Raw genomic sequence first — 21995 nt, 5'->3', positions numbered from 1 at the left:
AACAAGAGATCGCTCTGATTATCTCCTAATAAAAAACGGCCCAGGTGTTAAACCCGGGCCGTTTTCTCTATATAAAAGCCCGTAGGCTGTTACAATCCGCTTAAACAAATACCGATCTGGTAAGGTCTGATATCCAGGTTATTGCTGGCGTTGTCTTTCAGCATTGGATTCAGGGAATATGCGCCAAACAAGGCAAAGTTACCATAACCTACGCGGGCAGTTGCCGCAAAGCGCCATGGGTTAAAGAATCCCCTGTTGGCATCTTTATCAATATCCTTGCTGCCATTGGCGCCGGTATATTTTACTTTGGTATGAGCATCCACCAGGGCGCCTACTTTTACACCAATTGCCGCTTTGAAGCCTTTATTGGCGTTGTCCGGCACACTGCGATACCTTAATTCAATAGGAATTTCCAGGTAAGTGGTCGCTACTTTATTCTTTTTAGCCGAAGAAGTAGGGAAAGATACCTGGTTAGGATTCAGCTTTCCCTGGATATCCATCGTATGATCTTTCAGGTAAACGCCGCTAGTGCTGATACCTAACCCTGCTGCCATACTCAGTTTGGATTTCTTAAATGGGAAGTCGTACATCAGGGCAATATTAAAACCCCTGTTAAGGCCGCTCTTAATACTGTCAGGCGCACCCGCCCAGCCATCGTATGACAACTGTACCATTAAAAAGTCGTTGGAATGGGTAACTTTATTAACCGCCTTATTCATCGGTGAGCCACCATCCTGTGCAAAAACTCCAATAGAAACAGCTATCAGACCCAGGGTAAAAATTATTTTCTTCATATAATATACATACTTAGGAAAAAGAATATTAGGCAAATATAATGGAATGATTGTAAAGACAATCCGTTAAAGTATTGCTAAAACATTCACCCGGTCCTACATTCGCACGCCGAAAGTAACAGAAAAAGAAATATTGACCACCATAATCTTTTCCTGGTCCATACGTTGGATTGAACAAGATGAACAACAATATTGCCGCAAAATATCCTATTTTGAATAAATAATCCATCACCAACCTCATAACCCCTGCCAATGCTATTAAAGAGCCGTTGAAAAACTTCGCATGAAAAAAATTGTGAATACAGTGCTGGTACTTATCCTGGCAGTATTTATGGCGCTCATGGGCTTTGTTTATTATGCCTGGATCGTTAAAAACAGGAGCAGGAGCGCAGCGGAAGACATAATACAAACCAACCTGCTGATAGATAAGGTAAGATCCGTAGCCATGCTGGATAACAACTATACCAACAGCATCCGTGACATGCTGCTGAGGGGGCAATCCACCATACCCGCCGCCAATTATGCCCTGCCAGACAGCATGCTGCACATCCTGAAGTCTGTTGCCGCCAGCATGCCCGGTGATACGCTCTCTCAAAAAATACTGGATAATTTCAGTACCCTTCTCCAACAAAAAATCAGTTATCATCAACGGATACTGGCAATAGCAGCCACTCAACCAGCACTGGCCAGGCAACTGATCACCGCCCCGGAAAACACCCGGTTCCGGGAAAACGTAAGAGCCGCCGTGAATAATTTCCTGCAGGAAAACCGGCGTAAACTGATTGCACGGATCGATAAAGACAATCGCTATACCCTGTACTCCTTCTGGACCACCATTATCATCAGCCTGTTCACCCTGGTGCTGCTGCTGGGCGAATCGCGGTACTTATACCGGATGTTCAGGAAACTGAAACAGAAAACCAACCAGCTGCATAAACGGGAACAATCCTTCCTGCGACTGGCGGAAGAAACAGAACTAATCCTCTATAAAGCCCGGCTGGATGGCACCTTCACTTACGTAAGCAAAGGGGCCACCGAAATGACCGGCTACAGCAATACAGAACTGGTAGGCAAACATTATTCCCTGTTCCTGGAAGAAGATACCTGGAAACGGCTCGAAGCTTTTTACACCAACCAGGTGAAAACAGGCGACGACTATACCTCCCAGGAATTTGAAATCATTACCAAATCAGGCGCAAAAAAATGGGTGGAACAAATGGTCGCACTGGTATATGGCGAAGATGGCCGCGTAAAGGAATTTCAATGCGTTGTAAGGGATATTGATAAGAAAAAAAGGAACGAAGACCAGGTAATGTATCTCCAGGAACGGTTGGACGCTATCCTCGACTTTATGCCATCCATGATGTTCATAAAAGATATGCCCGGGAAATACCTGCTCGTAAATAACCGGTTTACCGAAATACACGGCGCAGATAAAAAAGATATTATCGGCAAAACAGATGCAGAGCTGCCATACGACTGGGTACAACGCTATACCAGCCTGGATCGCGAGGTAAGAGCAACAGGCGCCAGGATAAAATCAGAACAGACCTTTGCCGTGAACGATAAGACCTATCACTTTCTCATTACTAAATTCCCGCTCCGGAATGCAGAAGGTGAAATGATCGGTATCTGCGGCATAGGACAGGACTTCACCGAAAAAAACAACTATATCGCTGCCATTGAAAATGCAAACAACCTTGCACAGGAGGCCGTCAGCGCGCAGGAAATGTTCCTCGCCAATATGAGCCACGAAATTCGTACGCCCATGAACGGTATCATCGGTATGACCAACCTCCTGATGCAGCAAAGCCAGTTATCTCCCATACAAATGGAGTATACCGGCGCCATCAAAACATCCGCCAACCGCCTGCTGGTGATCATCAACGAAATCCTCGACTTCTCAAAAATAAAAGCCGGCAAACTATTGCTCCTACATGAACCGCTGGATATTTACGAAGTAATAGACAATGCCCTCTTTCCCCTGAAACTACAGGCACAACAAAAGGAACTATTGTTTTTTGATGAGATAGATACCGCCATCCCCCCTTGCCTTTTAGGAGATGAAGTGCGTCTTAACCAGATCCTGACCAACCTCGTGGAAAACGCTATTAAATTTACTCCCGCCGGGAAAGTAACCGTGAAAGTATCGCTGGTGGAGGAAGATAAAGAACAATCCACACTCCGGCTGGGCTTTGAAATAACGGATACCGGCATAGGCATAGATCCGGAACAACATGAACTGATCTTTAAAAGCTTCTCCCAAACACATGCTAACAATGCCCGCAAATTTGGCGGTACCGGCCTGGGATTAGCCATCACCAAAGAACTCATTACCCTTCAACATGGATTCATCCGGGTAAACAGCCACCTGAATGAAGGTGCTACTTTCTATTTTGAACTGCCGTTCACCCGCAATAACAAAGCAATGACCAGTAAAAATGAAAAAGGCCCCCTGCACCAGGCAGAAAAACCACTGCAGGGAAAAACGATATTGGTGGTAGAAGACGACGACATCAATCAACAGGTGGTATTTCATACGCTGCGAAATGCCGGCGCCAGAACAGACGTGGTTAACAGCGGGAAATCGGCCCTTGAAATGCTGGACTGCAAAACGTACGATTGCATCATTATGGATATACAGATGCCGGGAATGGATGGCTACCAGACCACTCAGGCCATCCGCCGGAAAGGCATCCGGACTTATATGATTGCCATGACCGCCTCCGCACTGAAAGGAGAAAAGGAACGCTGCCTGGCCGCCGGGATGAACGAATATGTGTCCAAACCATTTGATCGCTCCGACCTGTTTCAGAAAATCCTGAAAGGACTCGGGGAACAAGTGCCGGAATCAGCCACTGACAAAGAAAAAACCACTGAAATGCCCAACAGCGAACTAAACTTATCCGCCGCATACGGCATGATGTCCGGCGAAAAAGAACATGTAAAAATAATGCTGGAGGAACTGCTGGATAGCATCCCGCAAAAGCTTTCAGAGATGCACCAGCTGCTGGCAGAAAAAAACTGGCAACCACTTTATATGCTGGCGCACCAGATGAAATTTAACCTGAACATGGTTGGCATGCAATACGCATCAGATATAGCCTTGTCTGTTGAGAGAGATGCCCGGCTGGAGGAAAACCTCGACAGCATTCCCGCCAGGCTGGAGGAACTTACTACCTTCTATTATCAGCATGTGCCCCTGGTAAAAGCGCATATTGAGCAACCCTGACAGCACTATGCTTCCGGTAAAGTGAAATAAAACTGGCTGCCTTTTCCTACCTCGCTATTTACGCCAATAATACCGCCCTGGGCTTCGATAAACTCCTTTGAAATAGCCAGTCCGAGGCCATTTCCCTGCCCTTTCATACCAGGCACCTGGAAAAATCTTTCAAAAATTTTACCCCGGAAAGCTTCCGGGATACCTTTCCCGTAGTCCTGTACCGCAAACGATACCATTTCTGTTCCTGTAGGCGTTACCGTTAGTTCTATGGCAGCGCCGTGAGCAGAGTAGCGGATTGCATTGGTTAAGAGGTTCACCAGCACCCAGGCGGTTTTCTCCACGTCTGCCAATACCTTTGGCAAGGTTTCCGGCACCTCTGTGCGGATGGTAACTTCGCGTTGAGCCGCCTGTTTCCGCACCGTATCCATGGCGTATTGTACAATGCTCATGGCGGTAACCGGCTGCGGCTGTAATTGTATATTGCCGCTTTCTACCTGCGACAAATCCAGCAATTCGCTTACAATTTTTATCATGCGCCGGTTGTCCTGTTTCAGGCTGTCGAGCAGCTCTTTCTGTTCCGTACTGAGTACGCCTGTCCTTTCATCTTCCAGCAGTTTAATACTGAAATCAGAGGCCGCCAGCGGCGTTTTCAGCTCATGGGAAATGGTGGCAATAAAATGCGTTTTGGCAATATCCTGTTCTTTAAAAGTGGTAATATTCCGGAGGATCACTACATAGCCTATACGATTTTCCTCATGCCTGATATCTGTTGTTTCGCGGGTGAAGAAACATTCTTTTCCATCCACCACTATTTTTAGCGGTGCATTTTCCTTTGTATTCACGAGGAAACGCAGCAGGTCGTTGCGTTTGGATATTTCTTCCGCCGGCTGCCCGATCAGATCCTTCTCGGGGATGTTCAGTAACTGCAGGGCAGGGGTGTTGGCAAACAGGATCACATTATTTACATCAAACCCGATGGTGGCATCTTTCAGGCTGCTGATCACGGCTTCCGCGCGTTGCTTTTCAAATACAATGCGCGCCAGGTTACTGTGCTCGTATTCATCCAGCCGCTGGGCCATAGTATTGAAGGCAGTGGCCAGATCGCCAAACTCGTCGCCGGATTTAAAGTAGAGTCTTTTGCCGTATTGTTTATTGGCAATGTCTTTAATCCCTTGGGTAAGCGCACCAATAGGATTGGCAATGTACCCGGGGAAATTATACACAAAAGTAAAGCCCAGTACAAAGCAAAGCCCGCTAATGATGGCAATGTAAAGCAGTGCATTGTCTGCGGTTTTCTTTACCCTTTCATTTTTTCCTACGATAGCCGCCATATTGAGATCCATGATGGTGTAGATATTTTTCTTTATGGCGCCTGTTTCTACTGTGGAATCTTTTTGCAATAGTTCAAAAATGCGGGTTACTGCTGCCGTTGCATCTTTCTCGCCTCTTTCTGTTACGTTGGCCTGTTGCTTTTTGAGATTATCGGAAAAAGTTTGTATCGCAGCAGCACGATGAGCCGGCAGATCTTCCAAAGCTACCAGCATATTTTTCGAATACTCCAGTGATTCATAGTTATCCTTGAGAATAAACTTCGCCTTTTCGTTCAGGCGGTTCAGATAGTAATAGCCCAGTATGCTCACCACCAGCAGCATGATGTACAGGAACAATACCCCAAGCGTAATCTTTGTTTTTAATCTGAACGTACTCATGATAATATGATAATGTCGATATCGTTGGAAGAAAGCGTTTTCAACAACTGGTTAAACAGGTTGGTGCGCAAAATGATACGAAAAAGACTGATATGCGGTTTTCCCATACAAATAGTGGTAACATGTTTTTCCAATGCAATGTTAATGATAGCTTCCGATACATTAGCGTTATGTTCCTGTATAACTTCCGCACCGAGTTCTGTAGCCAGTTTCAGGTTATTAATAAGATGACGTTGGGCAGCGAGCGCGATTTTGTCGGCACTTTCGCCAGGGGTTTGCACATACAATACAAACCAATCGGCGTGATAATAGGCCGCCAGTCGCGCTGTTTTCCGGATTACTTTCCGGGCCACTTCATCATTGGTAGAAATACACGCCAGAAAACTCTCATGGCGCATCTGTAAGTTACGCGGAATCTGGATTTCTACTTTCCGCTCCACCTGCGTGGTTACTTCTTTCAGTGCCAGTTCACGCAGTTGCAGGATTTTATCTGCCTGAAAAAAATTGCTCAGGGCGCTCTCCACTTTAGAGCGATCATAAATTTTACCTTCTTTCAAACGGGTGATCAACTCATCGGCGGTGAGGTCGATGTTCACCACTTCATCGGCCATTTGCAGCACGAGGTCGGGAACGCGCTCCTGTACTTCCACACCGGTGATGGATTTCACCTCCTGGTTAATGCTTTCGATGTGTTGTATGTTCACGGCAGAAATAACATTGATCCCTGCATTCAGGAGGTCCACCACATCCTGCCATCGCTTTTCATTTTTGGAGCCGGGGATATTGCTGTGTGCCAGTTCATCCACCACTACCCAGTCGGGCGACAGGAGCAGGATGGTGGAAAGATCCATCTCTTCCAGCATTTTCCCTTTGTAAAATACCTGCCTGCGGGGTATTTGCGGTAATCCATCCAGCAGGGCATGCGTTTCCGCACGCCCATGTGTTTCGATGTAACCGATCTGGATATTCACCCCATTTCTTAACATGGCATGCGCTTCCTGCAACATACGGTACGTTTTTCCTACGCCGGCGCTCATACCGATGTAGATCTTAAACTTCCCCCTGCCGGCGCGGTTAGCCAGGTTAAGAAATTGCTGTACGGAGTGTTCTTTATCTGTCATTATTTATTTAGTTAGAACCATACGGCCAGTGATGCGGTAATCGCTGTATTCGTGTTCTTCAATTCTGTTCCTTTTATAAATGTGTTGTCTTTTCCGTTAAACGTTCTACCTTCCAGCCGGAACATCACGTTATTCACCGGGGTAAAATCCAGGTTAAGTGAATAGCCGGTGGTTTGGAAGCCATCCGGTGTACCGGTGCTGATGATAACGCCGTTCTTATCATTATACTGCTCTACGCGCCCCGCCATCGCAAATTTATCTGTAAAGGCGTACCGGGCAATTACAACAAGACTGTACCAGCTATTGAAGTTGGATGATCCTTTAGTTTTTTGCTGTAATCCATAGTCGAATCCTGCGATGACACTGAATTTATCCGTTATGCTAAAGGTACCATAAACATTATTAAAGTAGCGCATCTGGCGTACACTATCCGGGAGATCATTACCGATATAAGTGCTCCAGTTGAGCAATATTTTTGTTGTTGGCTTAAAGGTGATTTGTGTACCAAAAGCAGGGGTTTGGTTGCCATCCACTTTTTTAATCCTTTGCCATCCGTTCAGGTACATAGCGGCAAACGACCATTTGTCGTTGGGCGTCCAGGTTACTTTGGCGCCGGTTTCATAATAGGGGGAGTTCTCTGCGAGGATGCTCCGGGTAAGCGTAGGGCAATCTTTTCCGATGGCGCTTTCAAAACCGATGTGTGCGGGCATTACTCCTGCATCGATCCAAACGTTCTTGCCTATACGGATACCGACGTTTGCCTCGTATACATACTGCATCAGCGTGGGTTCTGCTGCCAGGTTGTATTGGGGATAGGTGCCGGCCATCAGCCCTACGTTGGCACGGATACGGTCTGATGTGTAATTGGCTTTTACCATCCCCAGGTTGAGGTTTAATTCATTGTGGCGATTGTAGTTATACAGGAACCCGGGCTTTGTATGATTGGCCGGGTTGTTCAGGTCGTAACTGTAATATGCTTCTGCATAGCCGGAAAAGGTTACTTTTCCTTTCTCTTGTGGCGGTGCGTCCTGGGCAAACATAGTAATGGCAACTGCCAGTGCACCGGCCAGTAATAAAAGTTTCTTCATTTTAAATATATAGGTTCGTGTTGGTAGATCACTGGTAACCTGCTGCGACAGGCCACCAGTTAAAAGGTTGTTCACAGGACATTCAGAGGTAAGGAATAATAGAACTGCGCGCTACTTCATATCGTCGAGCGCTATGTTTAATTTTAACACATTAACAGTAGATAGTCCAAACAGTCCCATCAAGGGACCTTTGGTATTGGCATCGATCAGTTGTTGCAGTTTGTCCGCAGGAATGCCTCTTAGTTTCGCCACACGCGGCACTTGTACATAAGCCGCAGCGGGAGTGAGGTGCGGGTCTAAACCGCTGGCAGAAGCAGTGACCAGTTCTGCGGGGATGTTTTCTTTTTTTACATCCGGGTTGTGTACCATAAAAGAATCAATTCTTTCCTGTACCGTTTTCAGGTAATCCGGGTTACCCGCTGCTTTATTGGACCCACCAGAACCGGCAGCGTTATAATCTACCGTAGAAGGGCGTGGCTGGAAATACTTATCATCACTGAATTTCTGTGCAATGTTTTCATAGCCCACTACTTTCCCGTTATACATTACTTTGATACCATCGCCTTTTCCGGGAGCCATTTTAGCCACGCCGGCAATGAACAGCGGATATATTCCTCCCAATAATACCACCAGTAACAGTGTGAGTTTTACAGAAGGCCAAAGATATTTTTTCATCTCTTTAAAAATTTATCAGTTTACAATTACATGAAAAGCGCTATCAGCATATCAATCAGTTTGATACCGATGAAAGGCGCTACAATACCGCCAACTCCGTAGATCAGCAGGTTGCGGCGAAGCAATGCGCTGGCGCCGATAGGCTTATAGGCCACGCCGCGAAGGGCCAGCGGTATCAGCATCGGGATAATGATGGCGTTGAAAATAACCGCACTCAGGATCGCTGTTTCGGGGCTGTGCAGTTTCATGATGTTGATGCCCTGCAAGGCTGGTATGGAAGCCACAAACAGCGCGGGCACAATAGCAAAATATTTTGCCACGTCGTTGGCGATGGAGAAAGTGGTAAGGGTACCGCGCGTCATTAACAGCTGCTTACCGATTTCCACAATTTCAATCAGCTTGGTAGGGTCATTATCGAGATCCACCATGTTACCGGCTTCTTTTGCAGCCTGGGTACCGCTATTCATGGCCACGCCTACATCTGCCTGTGCCAGGGCGGGCGCATCGTTGGTACCATCGCCCATCATGGCTACGAGGCGGCCCTCGTTTTGCTCTTTGCGGATATAGCTCATTTTATCTTCCGGTTTGGCTTCCGCGATGAAGTCGTCCACACCGGCTTTGGTGGCAATATATTTAGCTGTAAGCGGGTTATCACCGGTTACCATCACCGTTTTCACGCCCATTTTACGCAGGCGGTCGAAACGCTCGCTGATACCCGGCTTAATAATATCCTGCAATTCAATAACGCCCTGCACCTTGCTGTTGAGCGCTACTACCAGCGGCGTACCGCCGTCGTTGGAAATAGATTCTACTTTTGCGAGTGTTTCCGCGGGGAAAGAAAATCCTTCTTTTTCCGCGAGCCGCCTGATGGCATCATAGGCGCCTTTGCGGATACGGCTGCCATCGGGTAGATCGATGCCGCTGCTGCGGGTTTCGGCGGTGAACTTCACCAGGCTGGCGCCACTCACCGATAATTTACTCACCACATCTTTGCCCGCCAGTTCCACGATGGATTTACCTTCCGGTGTTTCATCCGATAAAGAGCTGAGTGCGCAGAGGCGGATAAAATCCGCCGTGGGTATACCATTGGTCGCGTAGAAGTTAGTGGCCTTGCGGTTACCGATGGTGATGGTACCGGTTTTATCCAGCAACAGCACATCAATATCGCCTGCAGTTTCCACGGCTTTACCTGATTTGGTGATTACATTGGCACGCAGGGCACGGTCCATTCCCGCAATACCGATAGCCGATAATAAACCACCGATGGTAGTAGGGATGAGGCATACAAACAGGGAGATGAAGGCCGCAATGGTAATCGGTGTTTGTGCGTAGTCGGCAAAGGGTTTCAGTGTTACGCATACAATGATAAATACCAGGGTGAAGCTGGCCAGCAGGATGGTGAGCGCAATTTCATTGGGCGTTTTCTGCCTGCTGGCGCCTTCTACGAGGGCTATCATTTTATCCAGGAAAGATTCACCGGGCTCAGTGCTTACCCGTACTTTAATATGATCGGACAATACTTTAGTACCGCCTACCACACTGGATTTATCGCCGCCGGCTTCCCGGATAACCGGTGCACTTTCACCGGTGATGGCAGATTCGTCGATGCTGGCAAGGCCCTGTACTATTTCGCCGTCGGCGGGAATAATATCGCCCGGTTCACATACGAAGATGTCGCCTTTGCGCAGGGAAGAGGAGGATACGATTTTGATTTCGTTGGTGAAGATTTCACCTATCAGTTCTACTTTCTTTGCTGGTGTTTCTTCTCTTGTTTTACGTAAACTTTCGGCCTGTGCTTTGCCACGCGCTTCCGCAATGGCTTCCGCGAAGTTGGCAAACAACACGGTAAGGAAGAGTACTATAAAGATGGCGACATTATACGCCGCACTGCCCTGTTCCTTATTACCGGTAAAGAGTGCATACAGCGCTACTATCAGCATTACGGCAGTACCTATTTCCACGGTGAACATCACCGGGTTTTTGATCATTAATTTCGGATTCAGTTTTACGAAAGACTGCTTCAGGCTCTCCATCACCAATTCTTTCGGAAACAATTTATTATCATGCTTCATGGTAGTCAGTCATTAAAAAAATTACAGGGAAAAATACTCTGCGATCGGACCCAGTGCCAGCGCCGGGAAATAAGACAAGGCAGTGAGGATCACGATCACCGCGAAGGTCATGGCGCCAAAAGTGAGTGAATCTGTTTTCAGCGTACCGGCGGATTCAGGTATATATTTTTTAGATGCCATCAAACCCGCAATGGCCACTGGTCCTATGATAGGCAGGAACCTGCCGAGGATCAGTATAAAGCCGGTAGATACATTCCAGAAAACGTTTCCATCTCCCAAACCTTCAAAACCGGAACCGTTGTTGGCATTGGCAGAAGTATACTCGTACAGCATTTCGGAGAAGCCGTGATAACCGGGGTTATTTAACCAGGCCGATGGCTTCACTGCCCAGTTGGCATCCGGATGGTGTGACAATACCCACGATGATAAAGCAGTACCGGCCAGTATCAGGAACGGCGACAACAGCGTAATAATAGCGGCGATCTTTACTTCCCGCGCTTCCAGCTTATGCCCCATAAATTCAGGCGTACGGCCTACCATAAGTCCGGATATAAACACCGCGATAATAATAAAGATGTAATAGTTGAGGATACCCACGCCACAACCGCCATAGAAGCAGTTCAGCATCATCCCCAGCAGTTGCATTAAACCTGTCATAGGCATGGTGCTATCGTGCCAGCCGCATACGGAACCAGTAGAAATAATAGTGGTTACTGTACTCCAGTACCCTGTGGCGGCGGCTCCAAACCGCACCTCCTTTCCTTCCATGGCCCCGGTAGCCTGCTGGATACCCATGTGGGCAATGGCAGGATTACCGGCCATTTCCTGCTGCATGGAAGGAATCAGCAGGCATATCATACCGATGGTCATGATCCCGAAGATGATCATCGCAAATTTTTTCCGTTGAATAAACATCCCCAGTGCAAATACCATTGCGATGGGAATGAGTACCTGCGCCACCATTTCTGTCATCCAGGTAACGTAGTTGGGATTTTCCAGCGGGTGTGCGGAGTTGGCGCCAAACCATCCACCACCATTGGTGCCGAGGTGCTTGATCGCCACAAACCCTGCTACCGGGCCATGAGACACATTCACGGTGTCGCCCTGCATAGTAACAATAGCCTCTTTGCCGGCGTAACTGGCAGGCACGCCATTGAAAACAAAGATCAGTGCAATTACGATGCTTATTGGCAGCAGGATGCGGGTGATTGTTTTCAGGAAAATATCCCAGAAGTTCCCCAACTTAGTGGTTGTTTTTTCTTTCATGGCTTTGAACACCACGATCAGCGCTGCAATACCGGTAGCGGCGCTCACAAACTGCAGGAAGGCCAGTACAAATAATTGGGTGAAATAAGTAACGCCTGTTTCACCGGAATAGTGCTGCAGGTTACAGTTTACCACGAAGCTGATGGCGGTATTAAACGCCAGGTCGGCCGACTGGCCGGGGTTTCCATCCGGGTTCAGTGGCAGCTTGTCCTGGAAGAACAGCGCAAAAAAGGCATATACAAACCATACCAGGTTGATGGTCAGTAATGCCTTCAAATGCTCTTTCCAGTTCATTTCCTCATTAGGATTGATACCGGAAATTTTAAAAAAGAGGCGTTCCAGCGGCGCCATAAAATCGGACCAGGTACGATCGCCCCTGAATACCTTAACAATGTACCTCGACAAGGGCCAGGCCAATAAAAGCGTGATGCCGTAGGTGGCGATTACGCCTAAGATTTCTGTTGTCATTTAAATAAGCTTTTTTGCGTATAGGCGTGGGAGTAATATCTCCAATCAGAATTTTTCAGGTTTTAACAGTACATAGATCATGTAGCCGAAAACGAAAAGTGACAAAACAAATAATGCAGTCATGATAACAAGTGTTTTAGTTAGATCTTTTCGAAATAGTCGACCGATTTAAAGAATACGGCGAAGCAGGCCAATCCTGCCAGCACCAGGAGAATAGTCATCATCATAAAAGTGTTTAAATAGCTATAGTTTGTAAATGCTGAATCCTTACGTTCTTCAGTGATATAGGAAGCAGTTCCTTATGCTTTCCGCAGAGTAGGGGAGAGAGGGTATACATAAACGCGCTTTCGATGGCGTTACGCAGGGCATTGCTTCCATTGTGATACAATACAGCGGCCACGTTAAAACAACGTTTCACCTCATGAAGTTGCTCACTCCGGATCATCCTGCCGGTATAATCAGCAAAAGTGTGGATCACCTTACTGATGGAACTCTTTGCAGGTTGTTGCTGTTCTGCGGGAAATGTTAACCCCGGAATCTGTAAACCTATCAGTTGAGAGATTTTTGAATCTGGTAGCATATGAATCAATTGTTTGATACAAATGAGGTAATACCAGCGGAGTGCCATCATTGGGAATGAGTGCTTCAAAAGGGAATAAGTAGTTATTAATCAGGGTATTAAATAATTTTCAGGGGAGATAGGGAGAAGATGTTCATTGGCCAAACCATGCAGAAATGGCAGGGTGTATGCAAAAATGAAAGAGTTTCAGGGAATCAACTTCAATAAAAAAGAGAGATATCTTCCTTGAAAGGAAAATATCTCTCTTATAACTTCATTAATACTTTCTATTCCAGATTATTTAAAATATGTTCTATTCTATCTTTCAAAACAGGAATATCACTTTCTACTATTTGCCAAATTACTTCTGCGTCTATTCCGAAGTATTCATGTACCAGGATATGTCTAAGTCCGATAATTTGCCTCCATGCAACATCTGCATAAAGATCACGTAATTCCTGGGTCAGCAAATTTGCGGCTTCTCCTATAATCTCAATTTGCTTTACTGAAGCAAATCTCATCATAGAATTTTCAAAAAAATCGGAAAGTGTTTTCCCGGCGGTATAAGATTCGATTTCTTTTATTGCTTCTGCAATATGTTGTAACCGTAGCTTATCGCCCATCTTACCTTTCATAAATCAACTTTTTATCTGATTCTATAAAAGGAATGATAAATTTCGACAGCGCTTTTTCAGAAATTAAATCAACTTTTTTATGCAATTGATCCTCAAGATCCTGCTGCATCTTAACAAAGCCTAATCCTATATATTTGGAATAATCCAGCTCTACCAATATATCGACATCACTATATTCATTAGCTTCTCCTCTTGCCTGAGATCCAAAAATAAAAGCTTTCTTTACAGGTTTATCTGTAAAGTATTGCCGAATAATTCTGATATCTTCTTTTGAGAGTCTCATGGATCTAATTTAGTACATAATCCTTAGGCTGCCAATATCTAACTGAACAGGTACAATACATCTTCTTTCGTCAGCTTCTTCACAAAACCACTGTCGTCGGAAATAATTTCCTTCACCAATGATTTCTTACGTTCCTGCAGCTGCAATATCTTTTCTTCCACGGTGTCTTTACAGATCATGCGGTAAGCGAAGATATTCTTCGTTTGCCCGATACGGTGGGTACGGTCAATGGCTTGTTGCTCTACTGCCGGGTTCCACCACGGATCTACAATATACACATAGTCGGCAGCAGTAAGGTTCAGACCCACACCACCGGCTTTCAGTGAAATAAGGAACACGCGGCACTCGTCGTTGTTCTGGAAGTTCTGAATAGCCTTTTCACGATCAACGGTGGAAGTGCTGCCATCAAAATATTCATAAGGTATTTTGAGATGCTGCATCCGGTCGCGGATCAATCCGAGCATGCCCAGGAATTGCGAGAAGATCAGCACTTTGTGGTTGCCGATGTTTTCAGAAATTTCGCGGGTGAGTTCATGCAGCTTCACAGAATGGTTCGGATACTGTTCCGTATCATTCAGGATAGCCGGTGAATCGCAGATTTGCCGCAGCTTCATCAGGCCCTGCAGGATGGTGAGCTGAGAGCGTTCCATACCCTGATCTTCAATAACACCGAGGATCTTGGAGCGATAGGTATTCCTGTAGGCATCATAAATATGCCGTTGTTCCGCATCCATTTCGCAGAAAATTACAGTTTCTATTTTTTCCGGGAGATCTTTCGCTACCTGTTCTTTTGTACGGCGAAGGATAAACGGATAGATCAGCTTACGCAGATGTTCTTTTCTTTCTTCATCCTGGAATTTATCGATCGGCGTAGCAAATTCGTTACGGAAAAAGTCCACGCTGCCGAGCATTCCCGGGTTCAGGAAGTTCATCTGGGCATAAATATCGAAGGTATTATTCTGCATCGGAGTACCGCTCAGCGCCAGCCTGTTCTTTGTCTGGAGCAGCTGTGCAGCTTTGGTTACTTTCGACTGCGGATTTTTAATGGCCTGTGATTCATCGAGGATGACATAGTCAAACTCCAGTTTCATCAGCAGTTGAATATCGCTGCGAAGCGTACCGTAAGTGGTAATGATGGCATCAAATTTACTCAGCTCTTCAGACGATTTCAATCGTGCCGGCCCGTGGTGAATATGATGCCTGATATCAGGTGTGAATTTCCTGATTTCATTTTCCCAGTTATAGATCAGTGTAGTAGGACAAACAATCAGCGCCATTGTTTTACCGCCGTGCTTGTTCTTGTAATACTGCAGGAAGGTAAGCGCCTGGATGGTTTTACCCAACCCCATGTCATCCGCGAGGATACCACCCCATTTGATATCATCGAGATAGTTCAGCCACTGGAAACCGCTTTCCTGGTAGGGGCGCAGGGTGGCCTGCAGGTTTTCCGGCAGGGCAATATTGCGGATTTCATCAAACTGCAGCAGTTTCCGGCGCTTTTGTTCAAGTTCCAATACTACTGCTTCATCATCAATAAATTCATAGAGTTCATCGATGACACTGAAATTATATTTGCTGAGTTTGAGTCCTTTATCTTTTTCTTCCCCAACTTTGAAGAGCAGGGAATATTTGCGCAGCCATTCTTCCGGCAACAGGCCCAGGGAGCCATCTGCCAGCTGTACATAGTTCTGTTTGTTGGCCAGCGCATTTTTAATATCCTTGATACTTACTTTCTGATCACCATACAATACTTCAATCTGTGCATCAAACCAGTCGATGCCGGAGCTGATCTGTAAATTGGTAACCGGCTTATGCGAACTGAACTTAAAGTTGCGCAGGTTATCGAATCCGAACACTCGCACATTCATTTCTTTCAGTGCATCGAAGAACAGGAAGAACCAGTTATTTTTCAGCGCTTCTTTAGCACGCAGGTAAAAATAATTGTGGTTATCGTGTTGCGCGAAGTTGGTATGTAAGGTGCGGAGTTTATTTACAAAAGTTTCTTCGGCTTCTTTATTCCGGTGGATGATGAGTACTTTATTTCCTTCCTGCACCGTGATCTTGCTCTCATCGTTCCACTCCACTTCCTGGCCGCGGTAAGCAAATCCGGGTTGTATGATAAAAGTTTCGCCCAATTCTTTCAGGAATACCCGTGGCTCGGGCATTACATCTTTCAGTTCTGCCAGCAGTCCTTTATCGAACTGGATATCGTACTGACGGCTCAATGGCAGCAGGTAGTCTTTCAGGTAAGCGGGCCAGTCTTTGTTAGCGATGCGCAGCTGACCGTTTTGACGGAAGAGCTCCACGTGCAGGGCATCCTGCGGGCTTTCAAACAAATAGATCATCTGTTTGTGCAGGAACAGCAACGGGCTTTCCCATTCGTTTTCAGACACATTCACCAGTTCTCCTTCGATGGTCACGTAGCAGTTGATGTCTACATGCGTATCGCCGGTGTTGGTTTTAATGACCAGTTTGAGCCTGTCCGCGCCTATCTGCAGTTGTTGCAGGTTCTTTGTTTTAAACGCCTGCCGGTTGGGCAGTTCAAATACCAATCCATGCTCTGCCAGCTGTGGGAACAGTTTGGCGAGTTTAGGATGCAGGTATTCCAGCATCAGTTCTTTTGTTTCCGTGGGAAGTTCTTCTGCATTTTCGTGCGTTATATTTTCCCAGATACCGGCAAACGGAGAATTTTTGCTGAGAAATTTGCTGACTTCGCTGCCCTGTAATTTTCGTATAGGCGCTATCAGTTCCCGGTCTTTTTCCTTGAACTGGTAGAAGTCGACGTATTTGGTAAGATCCAGTTTGCTGGCCAGTGATACGAAGGCAGTTTGCTCTTCGTTAATTTCGCCGCTTACCAGGTCTATTTTGAAATAAGGGTATAATGTTTCGTTGGCGTTGAAAACCGCTGCCAGCCGTTGTGTAATGGTAATGGTTTCTTCCGGTGGCGGGGGAGCCGTAACCGGTTGCCTGCTGCCTGCGGCGGCGCCATCTACCCGTTTGATGGTGGGGTCCAGTACACGTAAAAACGGTTTGCCGTCCATATAGGAGAAGGCAAACTTTCCGTCCAGGTCGTCGGTAAGAGAATAGCCGTATAAGGATAGCAGCTTGTTCTTTTCCTTGTCCCAGTTGCGGAGGGTATCGAAATAAAACGGACCGTTTTTCTGCAGGAGTTGCAGGAAGAGGGCTGTTTTATGTACACACAGTGCATGTTCTGTTTCATCGCAGGTGCAATGCGTATCAAAAAACCGTTCTTCATTCCGTTGAATGATCAGCGGGAACTCTTCTCCATTGACTTTCAGCAGGGCTTCTACCTTTTCATCTTTCGCCAGGCTTATTTTGGCGGGATGTTTCTTGGCAATTTCCTCTGCTTCTGCCAGTATAGTACCGGAGGTAAGCAGTTTAATGGATTTGATATCGATAGACTTCATTTTAATCAGCGTATGCTGCTGATCAAACTGTGTGTCGAAGCTCTCGAAATGATTTTTGTCCAGCATTTCCTGGAGCTGGAACAGTGCTGCCGCCTCGTGCCGGCAGATGTCGCCCAGGTTGTAAGGGCATTGGCACCGGATGGACATACCGGTAGTTTCTCCATACTTATTGATGGAAACACGGTAATAATTGGCATGTGTGTCGCTCTTAACGCGGAAGGTAGCTGTTTTCAGCACCGGGTCTGCCTCGATGAGCTCAACGCCCCCGGCCGAAAAAATACGCTTCCCCCTGCGGATCACTTCATCAGTGCCGTTGTTGTAAACATATTTTAGCAAATGGGGTAGCGACATACTATACGTTGTTGCCCGCTTTTTATTATCAGCAAAAGGGTTACTAGATATATCAAAAAAACTTAACAGCTGATAAAAAGGCAATCCACAAAAGTAAGCAGAAAATTTCTAATAACCCGCGGGTCACTCATTAAGAACCCGTTAACCGCTCTCCGTTTACTATGGCGGTGTAACGCGTATTTTTCAACATAATTTTTTTTAAATATAGAAGCTTGTTTATCAATCGTTTACCGTATACGTTTCAGATATCTTTCCAGTGAAAAGTCGACAGCCTCCCTGGCGCCGGTTTTAATATATTTTCCAAAAGCGCCATACATCGCATCATAGTTTAACGGTTTTATGGCGGCATGCAGGGTATTAATTTCGGTGGCAGATAAAGGAATATTATTCGGATAACTGTACATCACCGATACAGTTTTCCTGTCGGAAGATACCTGCACCACATCGCCCACAAGCAAACATCCCTTTCCGGCCGGGGAATACAACACATTGCCGCCGGCAAAATGACCACCGCATAATACCAACCGGATGCCGTCCCACAGCGGCAATTCATTGCCTGCCCATAATTTAATCACATCGTCGTGGCGCTGTAGCCATTGGGCATCCAGTTGGTGTACATAAACGGGAATGTTGCCAAAAGCATGGCTCCATTCCACGATGGTGGAGAAATAATGCGGATGGGAGAGGGCAATAGCCTTGATGCCACCCAGTTTTTCAATAATATTAATCGTAGAGGCGTCGAGGTTAGCTATGCAATCCCAGAGGATATTCCCGGATGGGGTAATCAATAAATGCGCCCGCTGCCCGATGGCAAAATCCGGCGTTGTGTAAATAGCATAAAGATCGGACGCCACCATTTCTATAATATTCCGGTGGGTTTGCCGCACCTGTTCCAGGGTCGTCCATGCTTGTCCGCCGGGGTTTACATACTGCCGCTCATCTTCACAAATAGGACAGCATGCCGGCGCCTTTTCTGTGGCATCATATTGCACCCCGCAGGTGCTGCAGATATAGTGTGTCATATCATCCTCTTTAGGAAACAGAATATAGGATTTTTTGGTCAAAGCGAACAAGCCGGCATAACAGAACCATTTGTTTTTATTTCATGGATGCTCCAAAATTTAGTCCACCTGGCTGACCAGCCAATGAAACAAGGCCGGTAAAAAAAGTCCAATACAAAACACATTTTATCCATCGACTTCCCTGGTTCATCATCTTATTTTTGCATCACATTTTTAAACTCTTTTCTATGACAAACAACAACAAACTGGCATTTCTTATTCTTCGTATAGGCATTGGCGTACTATTCACAATTTTTGGTATTATGAAAATTGCCGGCGGCGCCGGTACCTGGGAATTTCTTGGCGGCACCTTGAAAATAATGGGTATTACTTTCTGGCCGGCGGTTTGGGGTTTTCTGGCTACCATGGCTGAATTCCTGGGAGGCATTGCACTGATCACCGGCTTCTTTGTACGGCCGGCGGCAATTGCCTTACTACTTACCATGGTAGTGGCAACGCTGTTTAAAATTACCAGCGGCGCGCCCTTTGCCGAAATTTCCTATCCGCTGACGATGTTACTGGTAACCATATTTTTTGCACTGAACAAAGGTATCGCCCCAAAGGAGTAGGATTTTGTCTTTCTCAGGATTACGCTGATTATACTGATTACTAAGATTTGACCATATTTGATTTTAATGATTAAGGGAGACATAAGCGGAAATATCCGCTTATGTCTCCCTTAATCATTTTAAAAATCCAAAGGATAAAATCCAAAAAATCAGTATAATCAGCGTAATCCTGAGAAAGACAAAATCCGCGCTCACCCTGCAATGAGTTCCCCGTCTCTGAACAGTGGCAACACGTTGGCGCCGTCTGCAGTAAGACAGTAGTGAATATCTTTTTCCAGGCCGTACTGCGCGAGGCGTTTGTAGTGGGAGGCCTGTTTCATGAAGGTATAGATATCGTGTTTAGCGGAGTGGTAAAGTGTTTCCGCAGCAATGGCGGAGTCGCAGTTTACGTCAAAGTGCTCTTTAATGCGGCTTACCACGGCGCCGGCAAACAAGGTATCCTCCATGTTCACACGGTCTTTCCAGGCAGCGCAACCGAGGATGACATTCTGGTTTTGTGCCACCAGGTAATCGCAAACAGCGCTGATGTTGGGGAAGGAACCGGTAATGATTTGTATGGCATCTTTAGCCATGTGGAGCAGCTTAGTACCGTTGGTGGTGGTGAGTACCAGTGTTTTATTTTCCACGAACTCGCGTGGATATTCAAAGGGAGAATTGCCGTATGCCAGTCCTTCTGCTATCCTGCCATCTCTTTCACCGGCGGTGATACCGCTGATCGCGCGGCCGATGTTCACACATTCCTCCACGCTGGCAACCGGTATTACCCGGGAAGCACCGTTGTACAGGGCGGTGCAGATGGTGGAGGTAGCGCGCAGTACATCTATGATAACTACGATGCTGTTTTTTACATCAAACAAATGTAATAATGCCGGAGATAAACATACTTCCAGGCTGGGTTTGTTGCTATCTGTCATTCAGTTATGTTTTGCTTTAATCAAGGATTACCCGCCACTTTTCGCTCTCTGCATAATCCTTAATGGTATTATTTCTTTCCTGCAGGAGCCTGGTCATATATTTTTGCAGGTAGAGCCGCTCAAATACTTTTCCGAACCAACCATAAGGGGCGCCAAAGTCCATAATATCAATCATCACCGTGGCATTCTCTATTGGTTTAAAGTAATGTTCATGATTCATATGGGTAAAGTCGCCGGCAGTCATCTCATCGGTAAAAAACTCGTTTTGACGCATGGCAGTGATTTTAGTGGTCAGTTCCCTCATTTTTCCCAGGTGCTTTGCTCTCCAGGTCACTGTTTCATTATAAGATATCAGGCCGTTGGTGCGGCCTTTTATCGCATCTTCCTGCCGGTGCGACATACTTCGCTTGTGCAGCGTAATGCTCCTGCTCAGGTCGTAGACCCGCTCCAGGGGAGCATAGATAACGGTAGTTAAATGAATAGTAGGCATAGATATGGTAATAAAATATAAAAATTCCGGTGCACCGAAAACTTTCCAGGCACCGAAATTAACAACTTTAACCGGCTATTCATACATATTCCTAGCTCAGGAAAGGCACTTTTACCACTTTTGCTTTCAGGGCCTTGTCTCTTACTGCAATAAAAATTTCTGTATCCTGTGCTGCAAAAGCCGTTTTCACATAACCGAGACCGATAGCCTTCTGCATAGAGGGCGATTGGGTGCCCGAAGTTACGCGGCCAATTACATTACCTGCAGCATCCCTGATTTCGTAGTCGTGGCGGGGAATGCCTTTATCTACCATTTCAAAGCCTACCAGTTTTTTGGTAACGCCTTCTGCCTTTTGTTTTGCGAATAACTCGCTGGAGGTAAATGGTTTGGTGAATTTGGTAATCCAACCCAAACCTGCTTCCATTGGAGAAGTGGTATCGTCGATATCATTTCCGTAGAGGCAGAATCCCATTTCCAGGCGAAGTGTGTCACGTGCGCCCAAACCGATAGGCTTCAGACCTTTAGGAGTGCCTTCTGCGAAGATGGCATCCCAAATCTTATCGGCTGCTCCGTCGGTATCTTCAAAATAAATTTCGATGCCGCCTGCGCCGGTGTACCCGGTAGCGCTGATCACTACATTTGGTACGCCTGCAAAGGTTCCTTTGGTAAAGGTGTAGTACTTCATGTTCACCAGGTCGGTTTCTGTAAGCGGCTGGAGGATGCTGGTAGCATTGGGGCCCTGGATGGCGAGCAGGCAGGTTTTATCGGAAATGTTGTGCATTTCCACTCCTTTGGTGTTGAACCGGGAAATCCAGTTCCAGTCTTTTTCAATATTACTGGCGTTTACCACCAGCATGTATACTTTATTTTCTTCGATACAATAAACGAGCAGGTCATCTACGATACCGCCTTCGTTGTTTGGCAGGCAGCTGTACTGCGCTTTCCCGGCAGTGAGCTTGGAAGCGTCATTGCTGGTAACACGCTGAATCAGGTCCAGCGCATTTTCACCCTTTAAAATAAATTCGCCCATGTGGCTTACATCAAACACACCGGCGTTGGTACGTACCGCCTGATGCTCGTCGTTAATACCAGTGTAGGAAATAGGCATGTTGTAACCCGCAAAGGCAGCCATTTTGGCGCCCAGCGCAATGTGTTTCTCTGTAAAAGGCGTGTTTTTCATACTTTGTTTTTAAAACGGGGCAAAAATAGCGATTTGGAAATTATGAACGGCCAACATAAAACGGGGTATGACTGTTTTAAGACGAAAGGCATACATTATAAATACTTAA

General features: G+C 46.2%; 17 protein-coding genes. 2 read left to right on the top strand and 15 right to left on the bottom strand.

What is annotated here, in order from left to right; translation table 11 throughout:
• Positions 1 to 89: 89 nt before the first annotated feature.
• Entirely contained in the window at positions 90 to 794 is a 705-nt protein-coding gene (locus ACLHR0_RS08285; RefSeq protein WP_370909040.1) for a porin family protein, read from the bottom strand.
• 283 nt (positions 795 to 1077) lie between these two features.
• Between ACLHR0_RS08285 and ACLHR0_RS08280 the strand changes: the two genes are divergently transcribed.
• Complete coding sequence (locus tag ACLHR0_RS08280) at positions 1078 to 4026, top strand: PAS domain S-box protein (RefSeq protein ID WP_436485836.1); 2949 nt, start codon at positions 1078 to 1080, stop codon at positions 4024 to 4026.
• A 5-nt stretch (positions 4027 to 4031) separates the two neighbouring features.
• Here the strand turns inward: ACLHR0_RS08280 and ACLHR0_RS08275 are convergent, their stop codons facing one another.
• The 11 genes from ACLHR0_RS08275 to ACLHR0_RS08225 form a co-directional block, all read right to left on the bottom strand.
• The gene (locus ACLHR0_RS08275) at positions 4032 to 5726 is read right to left on the bottom strand and encodes an ATP-binding protein (protein ID WP_436485834.1); all 1695 of its coding nucleotides are present in this window, start codon (positions 5724 to 5726) and stop codon (positions 4032 to 4034) included.
• Complete coding sequence (locus ACLHR0_RS08270) at positions 5723 to 6847, bottom strand: sensor protein KdpD (protein WP_370909037.1); 1125 nt, start codon at positions 6845 to 6847, stop codon at positions 5723 to 5725. Before ACLHR0_RS08270 ends, ACLHR0_RS08275 begins: the two co-directional genes overlap by 4 nt.
• Before the next feature lie 11 nt (positions 6848 to 6858).
• Positions 6859 to 7935: a porin gene (locus ACLHR0_RS08265; RefSeq protein ID WP_436485832.1), complete on the bottom strand. Its 1077-nt coding sequence runs from the start codon at positions 7933 to 7935 to the stop codon at positions 6859 to 6861.
• A 111-nt stretch (positions 7936 to 8046) separates the two neighbouring features.
• Positions 8047 to 8610: a potassium-transporting ATPase subunit KdpC gene (gene kdpC, locus ACLHR0_RS08260; RefSeq protein ID WP_436485830.1), complete on the bottom strand. Its 564-nt coding sequence runs from the start codon at positions 8608 to 8610 to the stop codon at positions 8047 to 8049.
• Positions 8611 to 8636: 26 nt separating this feature from the next.
• Positions 8637 to 10682, bottom strand: coding sequence for a potassium-transporting ATPase subunit KdpB (gene kdpB / locus ACLHR0_RS08255; protein WP_370909034.1), 2046 nt, complete (start codon positions 10680 to 10682; stop codon positions 8637 to 8639).
• Between the two features lie 21 nt (positions 10683 to 10703).
• Complete coding sequence (kdpA, locus tag ACLHR0_RS08250) at positions 10704 to 12416, bottom strand: potassium-transporting ATPase subunit KdpA (protein ID WP_436485827.1); 1713 nt, start codon at positions 12414 to 12416, stop codon at positions 10704 to 10706.
• Between the two features lie 235 nt (positions 12417 to 12651).
• Positions 12652 to 12996 (bottom strand): DUF7674 family protein, encoded by a 345-nt coding sequence (locus tag ACLHR0_RS08245; RefSeq protein WP_436485825.1) that lies wholly within the window; start codon positions 12994 to 12996, stop codon positions 12652 to 12654.
• Positions 12997 to 13262: 266 nt separating this feature from the next.
• On the bottom strand, positions 13263 to 13610 hold the full coding sequence (locus ACLHR0_RS08240; RefSeq protein ID WP_436485823.1) for a HepT-like ribonuclease domain-containing protein: 348 nt from the start codon (positions 13608 to 13610) through the stop codon (positions 13263 to 13265).
• Entirely contained in the window at positions 13600 to 13893 is a 294-nt protein-coding gene (locus ACLHR0_RS08235) for a nucleotidyltransferase family protein (RefSeq protein ID WP_436485821.1), read from the bottom strand. The genes ACLHR0_RS08240 and ACLHR0_RS08235 overlap by 11 nt, the downstream gene beginning before the upstream one ends.
• Positions 13894 to 13931: 38 nt before the next feature.
• Positions 13932 to 17672, bottom strand: coding sequence for an SNF2-related protein (locus ACLHR0_RS08230; RefSeq protein ID WP_370909029.1), 3741 nt, complete (start codon positions 17670 to 17672; stop codon positions 13932 to 13934).
• Between the two features lie 227 nt (positions 17673 to 17899).
• Complete coding sequence (locus ACLHR0_RS08225; RefSeq protein ID WP_436485819.1) at positions 17900 to 18694, bottom strand: MBL fold metallo-hydrolase; 795 nt, start codon at positions 18692 to 18694, stop codon at positions 17900 to 17902.
• Positions 18695 to 18921: 227 nt separating this feature from the next.
• Here ACLHR0_RS08225 and ACLHR0_RS08220 point away from each other — a divergent pair, with 227 nt between their 5' ends.
• A complete protein-coding gene (locus ACLHR0_RS08220; protein WP_436485817.1) occupies positions 18922 to 19302 on the top strand; it encodes a DoxX family protein in 381 nt (126 codons plus the stop codon).
• 191 nt (positions 19303 to 19493) lie between these two features.
• Here the strand turns inward: ACLHR0_RS08220 and ACLHR0_RS08215 are convergent, their stop codons facing one another.
• From ACLHR0_RS08215 to gcvT, 3 genes are all read right to left on the bottom strand, one after another.
• Entirely contained in the window at positions 19494 to 20216 is a 723-nt protein-coding gene (locus ACLHR0_RS08215) for a 2-phosphosulfolactate phosphatase (RefSeq protein WP_370909026.1), read from the bottom strand.
• Positions 20217 to 20232: 16 nt separating this feature from the next.
• A complete protein-coding gene (locus ACLHR0_RS08210) occupies positions 20233 to 20706 on the bottom strand; it encodes an SRPBCC family protein (RefSeq protein ID WP_370909025.1) in 474 nt (157 codons plus the stop codon).
• A 91-nt stretch (positions 20707 to 20797) separates the two neighbouring features.
• Entirely contained in the window at positions 20798 to 21886 is a 1089-nt protein-coding gene (gene gcvT, locus ACLHR0_RS08205) for a glycine cleavage system aminomethyltransferase GcvT (RefSeq protein WP_429043443.1), read from the bottom strand.
• Between the last annotated feature and the right edge of the window lie 109 nt (positions 21887 to 21995).

The organism is Chitinophaga sp. ARDCPP14, assembly GCF_051362515.1.
Taxonomy (GTDB): domain Bacteria; phylum Bacteroidota; class Bacteroidia; order Chitinophagales; family Chitinophagaceae; genus Chitinophaga.
The sequence above is the reverse complement of the archived record's forward strand: the minus strand, read 5'-3'. Positions and strand labels throughout refer to the sequence as shown.